Source organism: Cellvibrio sp. 25HG11W-0 (assembly GCF_057815475.1).
In genome coordinates, this window is the sequence record NZ_CM174230.1 from 793,568 (window position 1) to 810,925 (window position 17,358).

The 17,358-nt window shown below is 49.6% G+C and carries 17 protein-coding genes; 8 read left to right on the plus strand and 9 right to left on the minus strand.

Features of this window, described 5'->3' with window-relative positions:
- Nucleotides 1-143 precede the first annotated feature (143 nt).
- The 4 genes from AC0KUT_RS03475 (at nucleotide 144) to AC0KUT_RS03490 (ending at nucleotide 4,800) form a co-directional block, all read left to right on the plus strand.
- Nucleotides 144-1,751 (plus strand): class I SAM-dependent DNA methyltransferase, encoded by a 1,608-nt coding sequence (locus AC0KUT_RS03475; protein ID WP_488833513.1) that lies wholly within the window; start codon nucleotides 144-146, stop codon nucleotides 1,749-1,751.
- Complete coding sequence (locus AC0KUT_RS03480; RefSeq protein ID WP_488833515.1) at nucleotides 1,748-3,298, plus strand: restriction endonuclease subunit S; 1,551 nt, start codon at nucleotides 1,748-1,750, stop codon at nucleotides 3,296-3,298. Before AC0KUT_RS03475 ends, AC0KUT_RS03480 begins: the two co-directional genes overlap by 4 nt.
- Nucleotides 3,299-3,803: 505 nt before the next feature.
- Nucleotides 3,804-4,160 (plus strand): endonuclease domain-containing protein, encoded by a 357-nt coding sequence (locus AC0KUT_RS03485; protein ID WP_488833516.1) that lies wholly within the window; start codon nucleotides 3,804-3,806, stop codon nucleotides 4,158-4,160.
- A gap of 10 nt (nucleotides 4,161-4,170) precedes the next feature.
- Nucleotides 4,171-4,800 (plus strand): hypothetical protein, encoded by a 630-nt coding sequence (locus AC0KUT_RS03490; RefSeq protein WP_488833518.1) that lies wholly within the window; start codon nucleotides 4,171-4,173, stop codon nucleotides 4,798-4,800.
- A 44-nt stretch (nucleotides 4,801-4,844) separates the two neighbouring features.
- Here the strand turns inward: AC0KUT_RS03490 and AC0KUT_RS03495 are convergent, their stop codons facing one another.
- Nucleotides 4,845-4,982 (minus strand): hypothetical protein, encoded by a 138-nt coding sequence (locus tag AC0KUT_RS03495; RefSeq protein ID WP_488833520.1) that lies wholly within the window; start codon nucleotides 4,980-4,982, stop codon nucleotides 4,845-4,847.
- A gap of 43 nt (nucleotides 4,983-5,025) precedes the next feature.
- On the opposite strand from AC0KUT_RS03495, the gene AC0KUT_RS03500 reads away from it, so the two are divergent.
- Nucleotides 5,026-5,520 (plus strand): YehS family protein, encoded by a 495-nt coding sequence (locus tag AC0KUT_RS03500; protein ID WP_488833521.1) that lies wholly within the window; start codon nucleotides 5,026-5,028, stop codon nucleotides 5,518-5,520.
- A gap of 154 nt (nucleotides 5,521-5,674) precedes the next feature.
- Nucleotides 5,675-6,094 carry a PilZ domain-containing protein gene (locus AC0KUT_RS03505; protein ID WP_488833522.1) on the plus strand — a complete coding sequence of 140 codons (420 nt, stop codon included), beginning with the start codon at nucleotides 5,675-5,677 and terminating at the stop codon, nucleotides 6,092-6,094.
- Between the two features lie 63 nt (nucleotides 6,095-6,157).
- On the opposite strand, the gene AC0KUT_RS03510 is transcribed toward AC0KUT_RS03505, so the two are convergent.
- The 3 genes from AC0KUT_RS03510 to AC0KUT_RS03520 all read right to left on the minus strand — a co-directional run bounded on the left by AC0KUT_RS03510 (nucleotide 6,158) and on the right by AC0KUT_RS03520 (nucleotide 9,178).
- Nucleotides 6,158-7,468 (minus strand): MFS transporter, encoded by a 1,311-nt coding sequence (locus tag AC0KUT_RS03510; RefSeq protein ID WP_488833524.1) that lies wholly within the window; start codon nucleotides 7,466-7,468, stop codon nucleotides 6,158-6,160.
- A gap of 291 nt (nucleotides 7,469-7,759) precedes the next feature.
- Nucleotides 7,760-8,290: an inorganic diphosphatase gene (gene ppa / locus AC0KUT_RS03515; protein ID WP_488833525.1), complete on the minus strand. Its 531-nt coding sequence runs from the start codon at nucleotides 8,288-8,290 to the stop codon at nucleotides 7,760-7,762.
- Between the two features lie 54 nt (nucleotides 8,291-8,344).
- Nucleotides 8,345-9,178, minus strand: a complete 834-nt coding sequence (locus AC0KUT_RS03520) for an FHA domain-containing protein (RefSeq protein WP_488833526.1) — start codon at nucleotides 9,176-9,178, stop codon at nucleotides 8,345-8,347.
- Nucleotides 9,179-9,424: 246 nt separating this feature from the next.
- On the opposite strand from AC0KUT_RS03520, the gene AC0KUT_RS03525 reads away from it, so the two are divergent.
- Nucleotides 9,425-9,751 carry an Rdx family protein gene (locus AC0KUT_RS03525; protein ID WP_488833528.1) on the plus strand — a complete coding sequence of 109 codons (327 nt, stop codon included), beginning with the start codon at nucleotides 9,425-9,427 and terminating at the stop codon, nucleotides 9,749-9,751.
- Nucleotides 9,752-9,913: 162 nt separating this feature from the next.
- The gene (locus AC0KUT_RS03530; RefSeq protein ID WP_488833529.1) at nucleotides 9,914-12,508 is read left to right on the plus strand and encodes an efflux RND transporter permease subunit; all 2,595 of its coding nucleotides are present in this window, start codon (nucleotides 9,914-9,916) and stop codon (nucleotides 12,506-12,508) included.
- A 121-nt stretch (nucleotides 12,509-12,629) separates the two neighbouring features.
- Here the strand turns inward: AC0KUT_RS03530 and AC0KUT_RS03535 are convergent, their stop codons facing one another.
- From AC0KUT_RS03535 to AC0KUT_RS03555, 5 genes are all read right to left on the minus strand, one after another.
- Nucleotides 12,630-13,445, minus strand: coding sequence for a hypothetical protein (locus AC0KUT_RS03535; RefSeq protein WP_488833531.1), 816 nt, complete (start codon nucleotides 13,443-13,445; stop codon nucleotides 12,630-12,632).
- Between the two features lie 261 nt (nucleotides 13,446-13,706).
- A complete protein-coding gene (gene axe2C / locus AC0KUT_RS03540) occupies nucleotides 13,707-14,798 on the minus strand; it encodes a bifunctional acetylxylan esterase/glucomannan deacetylase AxeC2 (RefSeq protein ID WP_488833532.1) in 1,092 nt (363 codons plus the stop codon).
- Between the two features lie 28 nt (nucleotides 14,799-14,826).
- Nucleotides 14,827-15,567 (minus strand): GDSL-type esterase/lipase family protein, encoded by a 741-nt coding sequence (locus tag AC0KUT_RS03545; protein ID WP_488833533.1) that lies wholly within the window; start codon nucleotides 15,565-15,567, stop codon nucleotides 14,827-14,829.
- Nucleotides 15,568-15,780: 213 nt separating this feature from the next.
- Nucleotides 15,781-16,830, minus strand: coding sequence for a DNA polymerase III subunit delta (gene holA, locus AC0KUT_RS03550; protein ID WP_488833535.1), 1,050 nt, complete (start codon nucleotides 16,828-16,830; stop codon nucleotides 15,781-15,783).
- Entirely contained in the window at nucleotides 16,811-17,353 is a 543-nt protein-coding gene (locus AC0KUT_RS03555; protein ID WP_488833537.1) for an LPS-assembly lipoprotein LptE, read from the minus strand. Before AC0KUT_RS03555 ends, holA begins: the two co-directional genes overlap by 20 nt.
- Nucleotides 17,354-17,358 lie beyond the last annotated feature (5 nt).

The window sequence follows — 17,358 nt, forward strand, 5'->3', positions numbered from 1 at the left end:
AGGCTAGGAGGGGGTGCTCTAACTCCTCCCCGCTTTTTAGGCGGGGCGCGTAGCTGGGAAGGCCGCGCGGGGGCAGCTCTTGCTCCTCCCCCTTTTTAAGGGGGAGGTTGGGAGGGGGTTCTAAAACAACTAACGAGATAAATATGACCAACAACGACATAGTGCAAAAACTCTGGAACCTGTGCGACGTACTGCGCGACGACGGCATCAACTACAGCGATTACGTTACCGAACTAGTCTTGCTGTTATTTATCAAAATGGAATTTGAAAATACCGAAGCGGGTTTGCTCAATAAACACAAACTGCCCGAGGGCTGCCGTTGGGGCGATTTGAATGCAAAGTCCGGTTTAAATTTATTAAACGACTACAAACGCATTTTGCTCACCCTGTCTACCGGTAAGGATTTGGAAAATAATCCGGTAGTGACTGACCCACTGATTTTAGCGATTTACAACGATGCTCAAACCCGCTTGCGCGAACCGCGCCATTTAGAGCAGCTGATAAAAACGTTGGATGGCATTGACTGGTTCAGCGCACAAAAAGATGGCCTTGGTGATTTATACGAAGGCTTGTTAGAGAAAAACGCCAACGAAACCAAATCCGGCGCGGGCCAATACTTTACCCCAAGGGCACTTATCGACAGCATAGTGCGCTGCGTAAAACCCCAAGCGGGCGAAACCATACAAGACCCAGCGGCAGGCACCGCAGGCTTCTTAATCGCCGCCGACAAATACATCAAAGACGCCACCGATAATTTATTTGACCTCACCCAAAAGCAACGCAACTTTCAATTAAATAATGCCTTCATCGGCGTAGAGCTAGTGCCCAGCACCCGCCGCCTTGCACTGATGAACTGTTTGTTGCACGGCATGGAAGGCGACAGCGAAGGCGTGGTGCATTTAGGTAATGCCCTGGGCGATGTAGGCAAAAGTTTACACAAGGTGGATGTAGTACTTGCCAACCCACCCTTCGGCACCGCCAAAGGTGGCGAAGCCTCAATTACCCGTGATGATTTAACCTACAAAACCAGCAACAAACAGCTGGCGTTTTTGCAACACATTTACCGCACTCTTAAGCCCGGTGGTCGCGCCGCCGTGGTACTGCCAGACAACGTATTGTTTGAAGCTGGCCAAGGCAGCGATATTCGCCGCGACCTAATGGACAAATGCAACCTGCACACAATCTTGCGTTTACCCACCGGTATTTTTTACGCGGCGGGTGTAAAAACCAACGTGCTGTTTTTTACCAAAGGCACCGAGAAAAACCCCCAGCAAGAAGAGGGCTGTACTAAAAATGTTTGGGTCTATGACCTGCGCACCAACATGAGCAACTTTGGTAAGCGCACCCCCTTTGGCCCTCAGCATTTAACGCCCTTTGAAGCCGCTGCTTTTGCCCCCTCTCCCCTTGGGGGAGAGGGCCGGGGTGAGGGGAAACGATGCGAAGGCGAATGGTCATTCATGGATGATGCCATCGAAAAAAATCTAGACAATTCCCGCTGGCGCGTGTTCACCCGCGACTATATTCGCGATACCAAATCTGACTCGCTCGATATTTCATGGTTAAAAGACAACGACTCGGTAGATGCCGCAAGCTTGCCGGAGCCAGATATTTTGGCGGCGGAAGCGATGAGTGAATTGACGGAGGCACTGAGAGAGCTGGATGGTTTGATGGCGGCCTTGGGCGCGGGGGATCAAGCGAAGGTGCAGAAGGATATGTTGGCTGAGGTTTTGGGTTTGGGGGAAGGGGTGTGACAAATTTTTCGGGAAAAAATTTGGACAAGGCCGAGCATCAGGATGATGCGAGTCAACGAGGTAATCTGCCGGAGGAGTGGTTGCTAACTTCGCTCGGTGAAATTGCGGATTGGGGTTCTGGTGGTACGCCATCAAGAAAAACCGAAAGTTATTATGGAGGCACCATTCCTTGGGTAAAAACTGGAGACTTAGGGTCAAAAGTTTTAACTCAAGCAAGTGAGTTTATTACCGAGCAAGCTGTTGCCAACTCTAGTGCGAAATTTTTTCCAAAAGGATCAGTTGCAATCGCAATGTACGGTGCAACTATTGGTAAAACTTCTATATTGGGAATTGATGCCACGACTAACCAAGCTTGTGGTGTGGGTAATCCAATAAATGGAGTTACTTTTACAGAGTTTTTGTATTACATGCTTTGCAATGAAAAAGATAATTTTATTGCAAAAGGCAAAGGCGGAGCGCAACCCAATATTTCACAAGCTTTAATTAAAGAACATGATATTGCTTTACCTTCCCTCGCCGAACAACAACAAATTGCCCAAAAACTCGATGAGCTTCTCGCGCAGGTAGACACCCTAAAAACCCGCCTCGACGCCATCCCCAAAATCCTAAAACGCTTCCGCCAATCGGTGCTTGCGGCAGCGGTTAGTGGGAGGCTGACGGAGGAATGGAGGGCTGGTTTAGGGGTTCTTTTGAAAACGCCACTCGTTGAAATTCAAAAGCATAAGCTTGAATGGTTAAAAGAAAATAAAACTCATAATGAGGTGGCAAGGGTAAAAAAGCGAGCCGATGCATTCAATTGGGATAAGGATACTATTCAGTTAGATATGCAAGGGTGGGTTAACGCAAAGCTTGAAGATTGTGTGCTTATGGTTGTTGATTGCCACAATAAAACAGCTCCATATGTTGAATCTGGAATTCCACTAATTAGAACGCCTAATATTCGAGATGGAAGATTTGTGTGGTCTGACTTGAAGTATGTAGATGAGCCAACCTATGACTTTTGGTCAAAGCGATGCAAGCCCGAAGCTGGCGATCTTGTGTTTACAAGAGAGGCGCCAATGGGAGAGGTAGCAATAATTCCAAACAATATAAAAGTTTGTCTTGGTCAGAGAACAATGCTTTTTAGGCCAGTGGAGAAATTTTGCTTGGCTAAATTCCTAATGCTATGTCTCATGAACCCAGTATTTCGTGAAAACTCAGAAAAGAATTCTGTCGGAACGGGGGTGAAGCATTATCGTGTCGGAGACGTGAGTAATTTGAAAATTCCTTTGCCTTCGATTGAGGAACAAACCGAAATCGTCCGCCGCGTAGAACAGTTCTTCACCTACGCCGACCAAATCGAACAACGCGTAAAAGAGGCCCAAGCTCGGGTGAATCATTTAACTCAAAGCATTTTAGCCAAAGCCTTTCGCGGTGAATTAACCGCCGACTGGCGCGCGCAAAATTCGGAATTAATTTCGGGGGAGAATTCGGCGGCGGCGTTGTTGGAGCGGATAAAGGCGGAGCGGGAGGCAAATACAAAACCAAAGCGTAAAGCAAAAGCATGACCCCCTTCCAGCCTCCCCCTTAAATAAGGGGAAGGGGCAAGATCAAAGGCACCCCCTCCTAACCTCCCCCTGTTCCAGGGGGAGGGACTGATTCCCAGTGCGATGGACTTTGTGCGCAGCGCATTCCAGTCCCCTCACTTGTTTTAGGCGGGGCGCGTAGCTGGAGGGTTAGGGAGGGGTTGCTTTGTTGGAGAGGATCAAGGCCGCGCGGGAAGCGGCGGTGAAGCCAAAGCATGACCCCCTTCCGGCCTCCCCCTTAAATAAGGGGAGGGGCAAGATCAAGGGCACCCCCTCGGTAACTGCTCCTGCGTTACTCTACCTCCTGCATCCATGCAGTCGTCCTAACCTCCCCCTGTTCCAGAGGGAGGGACTGACTCCCAGTGCGATGGGCTGTGTGCGCAGCGCATTCCAGTCCCCTCCCTTGTTTTAGGCGGGGCGCGTAGCTGGAGGGCTAGGGAGGGGTTGCTTTGTGCTAGGGTTACTCATCTCAGTAAAAGGAATTGCTATGAAAATTTTTAATCCTCCCGAACAAAAACTATTTCGCCGTGCGTTGCGCAGTAACCAAACTGAGCCGGAGCGGCGCCTGTGGGCGCGGCTGCGCAATAAACAGCTTGGGGTTAAGTTTCGGCGGCAGCATGGTGTTGGGCGTTATATCGTTGATTTTTATTGCGCAGAACAGCAGCTGGTGATTGAGCTGGATGGCGATAGCCATTATGCAGAGGGTGCGCAGGCTTATGATCGTGTGCGCGATGAGTTTATAAACGGTTTAGGTCTTAGTGTTTTACGCTTTACTAATCAAGATGTAATGCTGCAGGTTGAAGCTGTGCTTGAGCAAATAATACATTCAATGAAAAATTCTTAGGGCATACAATATGAAACCGCCAACCTCCGTTAAAACCCTAGAAGAATTTGGCCGCGTCCAATTATCCAAATCATTTTTCATGCGCGATTTTTTGTATTCCGATATATCGCAAATCGAACAAATCCCTAATATTCCCGACGACCCTGATTTGGCTATAGCTGCAGGTAAAGCCCTCTGCGAAAACGTGTTGGAGCCTATACAGGATGTATTAGGTCGAATTGCGATTCGCTCTGCCTATCGCTCTTGTGCGGTAAATGCCAAAGGGGCAGAGAATAAAAACCAATATAACTGCTCGCGCAATGAGGCGAACTATGCCGGTCATATATGGGATATGCGCGATGCGGATGGTTGCATGGGCGCAACGGCCTGTATTGTCGTTACCCGCTTTCTTCCCTATTACGAAGCCACTAAGGATTGGCAGGCACTTGCGTGGTGGATTCACGACAATATCCCCGGTTACTCCCACATGTACTTCTTCCCCAAATTGGCCGCTTTCAATATTGGCTGGCACGAGCGGCCCGATAAGCGCATTGACAGTTATGTGGCGCCCAAAGGTTGTCTGACTAAGCCGGGTATGGAAAATCATCACCCAGCGCACGAAGCAGAATATTTGGAGTTTTTGCGTGGGTTGAATGTGTAATTATGCCGGCAGTTGAATAGGCAAAGTGAACGTGAAGGTGTGGATTAAGGGCATTCGAGCGCGGCTTGCGGGTGCTGCCCTTTACGAACCGCGAGGTGGTACAGCCGCTGGATGCGCTGGAGCGCGTGCATCAGGCGGTGCATGCGGCGGCATAACGCGCCCAGCGCTTTTGGCTGGTTCATGCTATGGTGCGCGCAATTTTTTTGAGTGTGTTAGGAGCCTTTTATGACCAATAACGATATTCTTCGCCGTTTGCGTTTTGTGTTTGATTGCAACGATAGCCGCATGATGGAGCTGTTTAGTTTGGGTGGCGAGCGCGCTACCCGCGAGCAGGTGAGTGCGTGGTTGAAGCAGGATGATAAGCCGGATTTTGTGGAGCTGAACGATAGGTTGTTGGCGACGTTTTTGAATGGTTTGATTGTGAAGCTGCGCGGCGCACGCGAGGGTGGTATTCCAGTGGCGGAGTCGCGCTTGAACAATAATATTATCCTGCGTAAGTTGAAAATCGCCTTGGATTTTAAAGACGATGATGTGCTCGGGGTGATGGATTTGGCTGAATTCCCCTTGAGTAAGCATGAGCTGAGCGCTTTTTTCCGCAAGGCGGATCATCACAATTACCGCGAATGTCAGACGCAAGTATTGCGTAATTTTTTGCGCGGGTTGCAGTTGAAGTTGCGCGGCGATCTTGAAGATAAGGGTGAACCAGCGGCCGAGAGCTAGTGGTTTCTTTCGGGCGGCTTAGTGCCTAGCGTTCTAAGTGGCTTTTGGTTTGATTGCGATGTGGTCGGTAGCTTTGCTGTTATATGTGGTTTGGCGTCCTATACTGCAATTAAGCTTGTTGTTAGATGCTTAATTGCGTCGCTGGAGAGATTGTATGCGCAGCTATATTCGCCACCCTACCTCAATTCCTATACAAGTATGTGCGGGCGATACAGTGCCCTGGCCTATGGCAGTGCAAAATCTCAGTTCGGGTGGATTGTGTTTTGTGACCGAGCGGGCGATGCGGGTGGGTTCTTTGGTGGAGTTTTCGATTCCGTCGGTACAGCCTAATTATCACGGTGAAGGTGTGGTGGTGTGGCGGCGCGAGCAGGCGCCTCAGCTGTTTGAGGTGGGGTTGCGCTTTACCAGCAACGATGAGTATTTCCGTGTGCGTATGGCGGAACAGGTGTGCCAGATAGAGGCCTATCGCCAGCAGCAACTGGAGCTTGGGCGAATGCTAAGTGGGGAGGCGGCGGCGCTGGAGTGGATAGGAAAGTTTGCCGCGGGCTTTAATGGCGAGGAAAAGGAGTTGTAAAGGTTAACTTAAGCGATAAAAAAACCGGCACTAGGCCGGTTTTTTTATGTTTGCTCTAGGCTGTTATGTAGCTTTGATGTCGTCTTCCTTGATGTGGAAGGGCGCGAGCCAGCAGACGATAAAAGAGGGGATGGTGGCTATCATCACGAAAATGAAGTAGTGGATGTAGCCCAGCATTTGCTGCAGGTGACCGCTGAGTATGCCGGTAACCATCATGCACAGACCCATAAGCCCAGTACCAAAGGCGTAGTGGCTGGTGGTGTATTTGCCGGGTGCCATTTGCTGCATTAGGTAGATCATGAAGCCCACGGAGCCAAAGCCGAAGAAGAACTTCTCAACCGCTACCCCAAGGGTAATTAGCCACATGTTTTCAGGCTGGTAAATAGACATGATCAAGAAGGTGACATTGGGGATGTTGACGGCGCAGCAGAGAATGAACAGGGTATTTTGCAGGCCGCGCGCGGCAATAAACCAGCCGCCTAGGAGTGAGCCAAGCAATACCGCGCCCAAGCCATAGGTGCCGAAAATAAGGCCAAGTTGTTGATTGGTAAGGCCGAGGCCGCCGGTGTCGTGGCTGTCGAGCATAAAGAAGGGGCCAATTTTTTCCAAAAAGCCAATGCTGAGGCGGAATAGAAAGGCGAAGGCGATCATCAACCAGATGTCGCGTTTTTGGAAAAAGGTGATGAAGGAGTCGCTGAGCACGCCGCCCGCTTCTTTTATGCTGGTAGGGGTGTTCTCAGCGCGGGCGCCATCGGGCATAAATTTATAGTGCCAAAGTGCCATGAGCAGGTTGGTGCCCGCCACTAAGAACATTACTACGCGCCAGGCGTCTATCCAGTTGCTGTCAAATACTGTGGGGTCGTGTTTGAATACTGATTCGTGCAGGTAACCGCTGAGGATAACCAGGCCGCCGGTGGCGACTATGGGGCCTAAATTCCAGCTGAGGCTTTGAACGCCGCAGTAGAGCGATTGTCGCTTGCTGTCGAGCGAGGTGACGTATACGCCGTCGCTGGCGATATCTTGGGTGGCGCCCACAAAGGAGAGTAGCCAGAAGATAATCATCAGCACGAACATGTAATTGGGGAGGTTCATCGCCAGCGCCACACCGGCAAAGCCGAGGCCGAGAGTGGTTTGCATCAACAGTACGAAAAACTTCTTGGTTTTATACATCTCCACAAAGGGCGCGAAGATAGGTTTTATGGTGTAAGCCAAAATCAGGTAGCTGGCGTATTCGGCGGCCTGGGCATTACTCATGCCGAGGTTTTTAAACATAATGGCGGTGACACTGGTCAGTGTCATATAGGTCAGTGCCATGGTGAAGTAGCCGGACGGTACCCAGAGCAGTGGGTGTTTAATCTTGTTAGCAGGCGTCATTGGGGTTTACCTTTTTTATTGTATTCGCTGTTTTTTTTGTGGTAACTCCAGCGCTGTGGGGCCAAGTGCGGGCGTTACTCATGACTTTAGCGGTTTGCTCGCTGGTCTTTATTTATTGTTAATCTTGTATCAGTTATTTGTTGCTATGGTATTTACGACTTCTGGCGCTCTATTACGACACACCCAACTCAAGGAGTTGGAGCACCTTGGGTTGGGATTGTCGCTTGTCGTGGCGCCCAGCTTAACCTTTGAGCTGGCGCTTGTCTTTAGCTGGGGCCAGTCGATTGCGACTTATTTACCGGCGTTATAGGTTTCAGCTGCTTGCAGGATTTCAGCGCGTGCTTCGTCTACATCGCCCCAGCCTTCCACTTTTACCCACTTACCTTTTTCTAAATCTTTGTAGTGCGTGAAGAAGTGTTCAATTTGTTGGAGCACAACGGGCGGCAAGTCGGCCAATTTTTGTACGTTGCTGTACAGGGTGGTGAGCTTGTCGTGGGGGACGGCGAGGATTTTGGCATCTTGGCCGGCTTCGTCGCTCATTTTTAGCACGCCAATTGGACGGCAGCGAATCACTGAGCCTGCTTGAACGGGCTGCGGGAAAAGTACCAATACGTCAGCCGCATCGCCATCGCCACACAAGGTGTGAGGAATATAGCCGTAGTTGGCGGGGTAGTGCATGGGGGTGCTGACAAGGCGATCGACAAACAGGGCGTTGGAGTCCTTGTCGATTTCATATTTGATGGAGCTGTCTAGGGGGATTTCGATTACAACGTTAAAATCGTCGGGCAGGCTTTTGCCCGCAGGAACTAATTCAAAGCTCATGGTATTTTCCTGATGGGTATTATTGAGGGTGGAGTTAAAAAAACAGCGCGGATTCTACCATAACAACAGCGTGACAATAATGCCGAGCGCAATGACAGCGGCGAGGCCGAGCAGCCAGCCATAGTTTTTGCGCGGGTTGAAGCTGGGTTGTTCGATGCGGTTGCCTGGGGACGTGGGGCGCGTTATCCAGCGCTTGGGCTCTTGGCTTAGTTGTTTGCGTTCAACGGGTTTACTGAGTTCTTCGATAGGCTTGCGCAGGCGGGTTTTGTTGTCATCTGTGTCGGGCGCCACTATGCGGAAGGTGTAAACATCCATACGCAGTCGATCACCATTGTTGGCAGTGGTGTTGTCTACCCGTAGCTCATTGAGATAGGTACCGTTGGCGGATGAGAGGTCTTTGATGCGCAGATGATTGCCTTCGATGCTAACTTCTGCATGGCGGCGCGACAGATGGGTTCCGGGAATGACAACATCGCACTCTTTTCCGCGTCCGATAATCCAGCTTTTGTCTGCGCCTATAATAAACTGCTTGCCTGCAAGCCAGTTGCCATCAGCCACCAAGCGCCAGGGTGCGGAATAGCTGTCTTTCGGTTTGTCGGCGAGGCTGCGTGGGTCAAGTACTATGATTTCAACCTTGCCAATGCGTAGAATGTCGCCGGGCAAAATCTCTTTTTGGGTGATGCGCTGGCCGTTAACAAAACTGCCGCTGTTGCTGTTGTTGTCTTTGATGAATGTCTTGCCATCTTCTTTGATCAGTTTGGCGTGTATAGAATCAATGGTTGCGTCTTCTATTACTAGCTGATTATCGGCGGCACTGCCGATTGAATAGATCTTCTCTACAACCCATAAGGGTGGGTAGCGGTTGTCCTTAAAATGAAGTTTAAGCATGAGCGCAATCCGTAGAGGCAAGTTTGGCCACAGCAAAGGAGGTGGCCTTTCTTCGTTATGCCCACTGAAAAGCTAATTGAGTGCAATTCAGTAGCTTTTAGGCGACATAGGTGTTAGCAGCTAAATGATCCTAGATCATAACTGTTGTGATCCTTGATGCCAAAGTAAATTGCCCATTTTTGTCGTTATTTAACAATTAAGGCTGCATGCCATCACAGTTTTCACATCATATTTCTGAGTATTAAAATGACTATAACTACATCCGAAAAATTATTGCCGCCGCAGGCGACACAGAAGGTGGTGATCCACTACTGCAACATGTGCCGTTGGATGCTGCGCTCGGCATGGTTGGCGCAGGAGCTATTGGGTACCTTCGATGGTGAACTAGATGAGGTGGCGCTGCATCCTGGCACCGGTGGCATTTTTCAAGTGTGGCTCAACGATCAGCTGATCTGGGATAGGGTTGCCGATGATGGCTTCCCCGAGGCTAAGGAACTAAAGCAGCGAGTGCGCGATCTACTTTGCCCTGAGCGCTCTCTGGGCCATAGCGATGGTCATAAAAAATCAGACTGACTTTTGTAAGCAAGTCGACGATCCCTTAATGGCTTGCGGGGTTTTTACTGTTTTCGCCTTGTTCAGCTGGCATAATGGTGCTCTTTCTCGCGGCTAAGCCCTTTTTATGCGGCTGGTGCGTCCTCCATATTATTCTTTGCTTTCCACACGTCGGGTTATTTCATGCATTTTATCTCCACGCTCTACCGCTCTTTGGTAATTCAACGCCCGCGCTTGGTGTTGATTTTTATGCTGCTGTTAACTGTCGTGGCGGCAATGGGATTAAAAAACTTTAAGTTAGATGCCTCCGCCGACTCGCTTACCCTCGAGCACGATAACTCCATCGATTATTTCCGAGAGATTTCACAGCGCTATCAGCACGGTGATTTTTTAGTACTCACCTATTCACCTCAGGCTGAGATGTTTTCAGATGAGTCCATCGACACGCTCAAAGCCTTGCGTGATGAGCTCGCTAAAATTGACGGTGTGGCGAGCGTCTTCTCCATGATTGATGTGCCTCTGCTCTACAGCCCTATGCGCTCTTTAGCGGAACAACAGGAGTCGACTCGCACGCTGCTCACGCCTGATGTTGATCGAGCGATGGTGAAAAAGGAATTTTTAACCAGTCCTATTTATCGCCATATGATGCTCAGCCCCGATGGCAAAACATCGGCCATTTTGCTCAACCTGCAAGTTAATAATGAATACATTGAATTGGCGCGTCATCGCGATGCGCTGCGTGCAAAACGCGATGCGAGCGGTTTAAGCGCAGACGAAGAGCGCGAACTGAAAACCGTCGCCCAAGCATTTTTAGATTACCGCACCAAAACCGCTGAAGAGGATGCGGCGCGGGTGGAAGTGGTGCGTGAAGTTGTTGCCAAATATCGAGATCGTGCGCAAATATTTCTCGGTGGCGTAAGTATGATCACCACGGACATGGTGTCTTATATCAAGAGTGACTTGGTGGTGTTTGGCGGTGCATTGCTGGCATTTATTATTTTTATGCTGGCGGTTTTATTTCGCCAGTGGCGCTTTATTGTATTGCCGCTCGTGGCCTGTTCAATGTCTGTATTGTTGATGGTGGGTTGGCTCAGTTGGATTGACTGGCGCATGACCGTCATCTCCTCCAATTTCGTCGCGCTCTTATTGATTATGGTTTTTGCGTTTACGATTTATGTCGTAGTGCGCTATCGCGAAATTCATGCCGCCAAGCCGGATGCTAGCCAAACAGAGTTGGTGTTAGAAACGGTATCGGCCATGGTTATTCCCTGTTTGTATTCTGCCTTAACCACCATTGTTGCTTTTATGTCACTGGTGATGAGCGGTATACGCCCTGTCATCGATTTTGGCTGGATGATGACCATTGGTTTGGCGGTAGGGTTTGTGTTGACCTTTGTTATTTTGCCCGCAGGCTTAATGGTGCTAAAGAAAGGCGAACCAAGAGATCGCGGCGACAAGTCGGCGGCGGCAACGGTGGTGTTTTCACGCCTCGCAGAATTTCACGGCAATAAAATTTTATTGATTGCGTTAGCTGCGTTATTGCTCAGCGTTTGGGGGATTAGCAAGCTAGAAGTTGAAAACCGTTTTGTGGACTACTTTAAAGACAGTAGTGAGATTCACCAAGGTTTGAGCGTGATCGACCAGCAGTTAGGTGGAACTGTAACCTTAGATATCATTCTGGATGCTGATATCAGTGATGTGCAAGTTGATGCCACCGAAGAGGATGATCCTTTTGCAGAAGTGCAAGGTGAGCTAAGCCCTGGCGATAAAGCTACTGGGAGCGACGAATTCGGTGATGACCCTTTTGGCGAAATAACCGACTCAACTGACGAAGATCCTTTTGCTGAGCCAGGTGCAGAGTCTGCAGCCCCTAAGGTGCCGAGTTACTGGTTTAGTCGCAATGGTTTGGATCAGGTTAAGCAGTTGCAAGACTACCTAGAAAGCTTGCCGGAAGTAGGCAAGGTGCAGTCTTTGGCAATTGTGTATCAATTGGCGCGCGATATTAACAAAGGCAAATTAAATGACTTTGAATTGAATGTGATGCGCAATATGTTATCGCAAGACATCACTGATTTTATGATCACGCCTTATTTGTCTGACGCCAATCAGCAAACCCGTATTACCTTGCGTGTTATTGAAACTACGCCCAACTTAAAGCGCGCGGAGCTGGTGAAGAAAATTAATGACTTCGCTGTAAACAAGGTGGGCTTAAAGCAAGAGCAGGTTCACTTCACCGGTATGTTAATACTCTACAACAACATGCTGCAAAGCCTATTTAAATCGCAAATCGCCACCATTGGTGTCGTGTTTATTTCCATCATGCTGATGATGCTAGTGCTCTTTCGCTCGCTCAAAATTGCATTCATCGCCATAGTGCCCAATATGTTGGCTGCGAGCACAGTATTAGGTGCTATGGGGCTGGCGGGCATTCCGCTCGATATGATGACCACTACTATTGCGGCTATTGTGGTGGGTGTTGGTGTAGATCAGGCTATTCAATATTTCTATCGCTTCCGTCAAGAATTCGCGTTGGATGGCAACTACATCAATGCCATGCATCGTTCACATGAATCTATCGGCCGCGCTATGTATTACACCTCTGTGACTATTATTGTGGGCTTCTCTATTTTGATGTTGTCAGAGTTTATACCCTCTATTTATTTTGGCGTGCTAACTGCTTTTGCCATGCTGATGGCAATTTTAGGATCGCTGACGCTCTTGCCAAAACTTATTTTAATGATGCACCCGCTGGGGCCTGAAAGAATAAGTACTGAGTAAAGTATGAGTGATATGACGCTGTATTTTGTGCGGCGGAGAATGTGAGATAAATTAAAAACTCCAATAAAAAGGGCGCTCAATGAGCGCCCTTTTTATTGCATATTGAAGCCGAAAAATTTATCTATTTTGCTTCTAAACGAACATTGTCAAAGTAATAGGCAGTAGCCTCGGTGGATTTTGGTCTGTTGATGCCAAGTCCAATTTGAATTGCGCCTGTGAGAGCCGCACCCTTAGTCGCATCTACGCTTAGAGTGAAAGTTTTCCATACGTCGACATCGCCAAATTCAGTGCCGAATTTAGATTGAAAGTTTGCATTTGAATCCGCTAGTGCACCGGTAATAGTTGTTGTTGCAATCAATAAAAAGTCTTTGTAGTAGTTGCCCGCCTCTGTAGTTAGCCCAAGTGTACTGTAGGGGAAGTAAGCATCAACTTTTACGTTGTAGTCGGCCAGTGTTTTACCTGCGGGTATGGTGACATTAAAAACAGGGCTAGAATTGTAATCAGTAACCACTACACGCAGTACATTGACGGAGTTGCCATTAGCGGGGAGGCCTGAGCCTGCGATAACAGAGGCAATACTGACGACTGTAGATACAGCGGCGTCAGGTGCCCAGCCTGCACTTGCGTAGGTAGTGCCTGCTACTACGCCTTCAAAGTCAGCTACAGAGACTATATTGCTTGCAGCACTGCTTGCGGCCATGGAGCTAGCCGCTACTGATGCCGGCGTAGAACTAGCAGCAACCGAGGCGGGCATGGAGCTGGCAGCAACTGAGGCAGGGGTAGAGCTTGCAGCAACTGAGGCGGGCATGGAGCTTGCCGCAACAGAGGCGGGCATGGATGAGGCGGCTGCGCTTGAGCTGCTTTTTTTGTTATCGCTGCCACCGCATGCGGTTAAAGCGGCAGATACAAGTACTACCATCGAAAGCTGTTTGAACATAGGTAAATCTCCGAATGGGCAAGGGGCTGGGAGCACACAGATAGTTTTATTGGTAAAAATTAATTATTTTTTGGCCAGCCTACTCTTAAAGTTTATTCTAGGCACGCTAGAACTCACTCTTAGGTAAGCAGGTAGCATGAAACATAGCACAGTTTTATTCTGTATGACCATAAGTTGATTTTGATGTGGTGAATAAATCTGTATCAAGTGTAGACAACAGCCACCACTAGGGTATGGGTGGCTGTTGTGAGGAGGAAGACCTTACCAGTTCATAATGGCTTTAAGTTGAGGTGTTAGATCATTCGCCATGTCGCTGTGCTGTTCGTCGGTGGGGTGAGCATCGGTGGCGTCGCCAGGGTAGTAGTTAGAATCTACTCTGTACACTCTTGGGTTGTTGATTCGGTTGAGGGTTTCCGCGAGATATTCAATCATGGCCGTTTTGCTTTCACCATTGAGAATGGCGCCTTCGGTTACCGCGATTTTGGCTTTGGGGTGATCTGTCAGGAGTTGCTGGATCAGCTTTACATAGGCCTTAATGTAGGTTTCACGATCGGGAATCCCTTGGCTGAAGTCGTTGGTGCCTATAGCGCTCACGACTAGGTCTGGTTTGTAGTCTGCTTGCTTCCACTGGATTGGGTGCTGTGCATCGGCGATGGTAAGTGGGTAGAAGTCTGGTAGGTTTAGTTCGTCTGTCTTGCCGTTCCAACTGCGGATCAAACCGCGCCCGCCGTAGCAAACCAGTTGTACTTGAGCATTGAGTTTTTTGGCTGTAAGCATGCCGTAAGAGTGGCGAGGGTTCCACCAGCGCGTGTTTTTCGCTTCGCCGGCTTGGCGGTCTATAGCTTCGCCGCAGGTAACTGAATCGCCTAGTACCAGTATTTTGCGTTTGGGTAATTTAGGTGCTGCGAGAAACTTACTGCCAGTTAATTTGAACTGGTTGATGGTGACTTGGCCGTGCCAGGTTTCCGAACGATGGACGATTTCAATGCTATGTTTGGCAGGTTTGCTCGCCGTAAAAATGGGGATGGTTTCCAATTTGCTGCTGAGCTTTATGGTTTGCATCACCTCATCTACCGTGATATCCAGATAAGAGTTATCGCTGGTGCTCTGAGCTTCCATGCTCAGTGCTGAGCCCAGTATTTCCATGCTCAAACTGACGCCGGGGTAGCCGAAGCTTAAGCTTTTATCCGGGTTGCTGAGCGTGCGGCCCATAACGCTTATATGTTTGTCGACAGCGGGAATGGCGATCACGAGCTGTTCCTTGTGTGTGTTGCTGCAGGCACCGAGCAGCAGGCTGGCACTAAGTGCCAGTGCAGCTATGGCGTATTTTGGAGCATTCATGGTGTTCATCATGGGCTTTCTCTACTCTATCGTTATTTGGTTATTTTAATAATTCAGCGATACTGGGTTGCATGGCATTCGCCCAAATTTGGTAGCCTTTGGCGGTGGGGTGTAGATAGTCACCCAAAATTTCCTTAGAGATACTGCCGTCTTTTTCTAAAAACAAATTGCCGTAATCTTTGTAGAAAACAGTTTTGTTGTTACCCAAGGTCGCTATTTTTTTGTTGAGCTCTTTTACCATGGCGCGCTTGGGCGACTTGGCATCTTGCTCGAAGGGAAATACGGCGTTCAATAATATCTTGCTGCTAGGAAAAGCCAGTTGCAGTTGTGCGACTACGGCTTTTACACCCTCAAAAACTTGGGCTGGCGTCTCGTTCAGGTGACCAAAATTATTCACGCCGATTAAGAGCACTATTGCTTTGGGGTGAATGTTGCCTATATCTCCGTGCTGCAAGCGCCAGAGAACATTGCCGGTGTGGTCGCCGCCAATACCGAAGTTGGCGGCCTTGAGCGGTTTAAAGTGTTTCTCCCAAATTTGCCAATCCCAGCCCGCGGTAATGGAATCGCCCACAAAAAGTAAATCCACCTGATCGTGGTCGGCGATTAATACATCTTCGGCGTGCATACGGTCCCACGCGGCGACTGACATCCAGTCGTATTCAATCGTGCGTGGGGTGGGGGTAGTGGCTGAAGGGGTTATGGTGGCGTTTTGGGGTTCTGCGTATGCGCTCAGGCTGAAGCTCAAGCACAGCAGGGCGGCAATAAAATTTGATAATTTCATAGACTAGATTCCTTATTGATAGACGCAAATTTATAGGCGCGGACTTATACAGATAACGTTTTATGGGGGTTGAATTCATGACGGCAGCGGTGCTATCTGCCTAAAGCCTATTCAGCTGAGCTGATAGGCTACATGAGTTTGTGGTGTGCTGTGTTTTGTGGGCCGCATCCGCTGTGGCTTATTGTGATGTTGGCAGTCAGGCCGCCAATCAATTTAGTTTTTCAAGCTTAGTCGCTCATTAACGAGATTCAAGCTTTGTACGCCCGCAATATTGAGAATCAAATCCAGCAGTTCATCCCAAGGTTCGGCGTTACGCATTCCCTTTATGGCTTTATCAATTCCGTTTGCTTTGCGCAGAAGCTGTTGTAATTGTGCTGGCTTGAGGCGGCGCAGCGCGCCTTGAATAAGCGCTTGTCGCTTGTCCCACACCCCCGCTTGTTTGGCGGCAGATTCAAAGGCTTTACCCTGCGCCACAGATTGTGAAATTTGTACCAGTGCGCGAATTTCACGAGTGATGGCCCAAAGCACATTAATCGCATCAGTGCCTTCGGTTTTTAAGCCTTGCAGGGTTTTTACCGCCGCGCGCGCATCGCCGTGGAGGGCTTTGTCGGTGAGCCCAAAAACATCGTAGCGCGCACTATCGGCCACCACGGACGCCATAAGTTCATAGCTGATGTGATTGTCCTTAGCGAGCAGCTTGAGCTTCTCAATTTCTTGGGCGGCAGCGAGCAGGTTACCTTCAATGCGCGAGGCTAAAAGGTCAATGGCGTTGCTCTCGGCGCTCAGGCCTGCCTGCTGGAGGCGCTGGCCAATCCAGCGCGGCAATTGGGCGAGGCCAATAGGCCAGACTTGAATGTGCTGGCCGGCGTCTTCAATCGCTTTAAACCATTTACTTTTTTGCGCAGAGCCGTCGAGCTTTTCGGTGATGATCAGCAGCAAATTATCGGGTGCGGGCGACTGCGCATATTCTTGCAGGACTTTGCCGCCTTTATCGCCTGGCTTGCCGGAGGGGAGGCGCAACTCGATAATTTTTTGTTCAGCAAACAGTGAGAGGCTATTGGCGGCAGTGAGCACTTGGCCCCAATCGAAATGGGCGTCGCAGTGGTAGAGCTCTCGCTCGCTAAAGCCCTTCTTGCGTGCTGCGGCGCGAATTTGGTCGCAGATCTCTTGGATAACCAGCGGTTCGTCGCCCGAAACGAGATAAATTGAGGCGAGCTGTTTGTTGAGCGCTGCGCCCAGTTGTTCAGGGCGTAGTTTGGGCATGGGGTTCGGTCTTGGTGGTGCTAGTGCTGCTTAAGGCTTTCAAGCGGCGCAGCAGCTGTTGCGCTAATTCGCGACGCATCTCACGAATAATCAATGCCTCTTCTTGCGCGGCACCATTGGCGTTGTTGACGTTGTAATTGTAGGTGCGTGTCAGGCTGGCTTTGGTATCCAGTGCGGTCAAAGGCACTGCGCCGCGGCTGATGCTGTAATCCACTGTCATGATAATTTCGTAAGCGCTGGTGAGCGCATCGCTGCCGACGCCAGCTGTGCGCTTATCTTGGTTTTCTATGCCGATACTCAATGCGTAATCAGCCGCACTTGGGTTGGCGACTTCCGTGATCTTGTAGCTTGGCAGCGCTTGGCGCAGGCTGTTGATCAGCGGGCTGTGATCATCCTGAGTGGTGATGACAAGGTTGATGGGCTTCGCGAGTGATAGTTTGTCCTCGCCCGCCGTCGAGCCGCGCAACTGCCAGCCGCAGGCAGAGGTTGTGATGATGAGTAGGGCGAGGATTATTTTTTGCATAATTG

What these genes read in the sequence shown, in the direction of transcription:
- axe2C (WP_488833532.1), bottom strand. Translation starts at nt 14,798, where the DNA reads ATGATGAACACCATGAATGCTCCAAAATACGCCATAGCTGCACTGGCA.
- holA (WP_488833535.1), bottom strand. Translation starts at nt 16,830, where the DNA reads ATGCCCAAACTACGCCCTGAACAACTGGGCGCAGCGCTCAACAAACAG.
- AC0KUT_RS03485 (WP_488833516.1), top strand. Translation starts at nt 3,804, where the DNA reads ATGAAAATTTTTAATCCTCCCGAACAAAAACTATTTCGCCGTGCGTTG.
- AC0KUT_RS03525 (WP_488833528.1), top strand. Translation starts at nt 9,425, where the DNA reads ATGACTATAACTACATCCGAAAAATTATTGCCGCCGCAGGCGACACAG.
- AC0KUT_RS03475 (WP_488833513.1), top strand. Translation starts at nt 144, where the DNA reads ATGACCAACAACGACATAGTGCAAAAACTCTGGAACCTGTGCGACGTA.
- AC0KUT_RS03545 (WP_488833533.1), bottom strand. Translation starts at nt 15,567, where the DNA reads ATGAAATTATCAAATTTTATTGCCGCCCTGCTGTGCTTGAGCTTCAGC.
- AC0KUT_RS03535 (WP_488833531.1), bottom strand. Translation starts at nt 13,445, where the DNA reads ATGTTCAAACAGCTTTCGATGGTAGTACTTGTATCTGCCGCTTTAACC.
- AC0KUT_RS03490 (WP_488833518.1), top strand. Translation starts at nt 4,171, where the DNA reads ATGAAACCGCCAACCTCCGTTAAAACCCTAGAAGAATTTGGCCGCGTC.
- AC0KUT_RS03495 (WP_488833520.1), bottom strand. Translation starts at nt 4,982, where the DNA reads ATGAACCAGCCAAAAGCGCTGGGCGCGTTATGCCGCCGCATGCACCGC.
- AC0KUT_RS03500 (WP_488833521.1), top strand. Translation starts at nt 5,026, where the DNA reads ATGACCAATAACGATATTCTTCGCCGTTTGCGTTTTGTGTTTGATTGC.
- AC0KUT_RS03510 (WP_488833524.1), bottom strand. Translation starts at nt 7,468, where the DNA reads ATGACGCCTGCTAACAAGATTAAACACCCACTGCTCTGGGTACCGTCC.
- ppa (WP_488833525.1), bottom strand. Translation starts at nt 8,290, where the DNA reads ATGAGCTTTGAATTAGTTCCTGCGGGCAAAAGCCTGCCCGACGATTTT.
- AC0KUT_RS03505 (WP_488833522.1), top strand. Translation starts at nt 5,675, where the DNA reads ATGCGCAGCTATATTCGCCACCCTACCTCAATTCCTATACAAGTATGT.
- AC0KUT_RS03520 (WP_488833526.1), bottom strand. Translation starts at nt 9,178, where the DNA reads ATGCTTAAACTTCATTTTAAGGACAACCGCTACCCACCCTTATGGGTT.
- AC0KUT_RS03530 (WP_488833529.1), top strand. Translation starts at nt 9,914, where the DNA reads ATGCATTTTATCTCCACGCTCTACCGCTCTTTGGTAATTCAACGCCCG.
- AC0KUT_RS03555 (WP_488833537.1), bottom strand. Translation starts at nt 17,353, where the DNA reads ATGCAAAAAATAATCCTCGCCCTACTCATCATCACAACCTCTGCCTGC.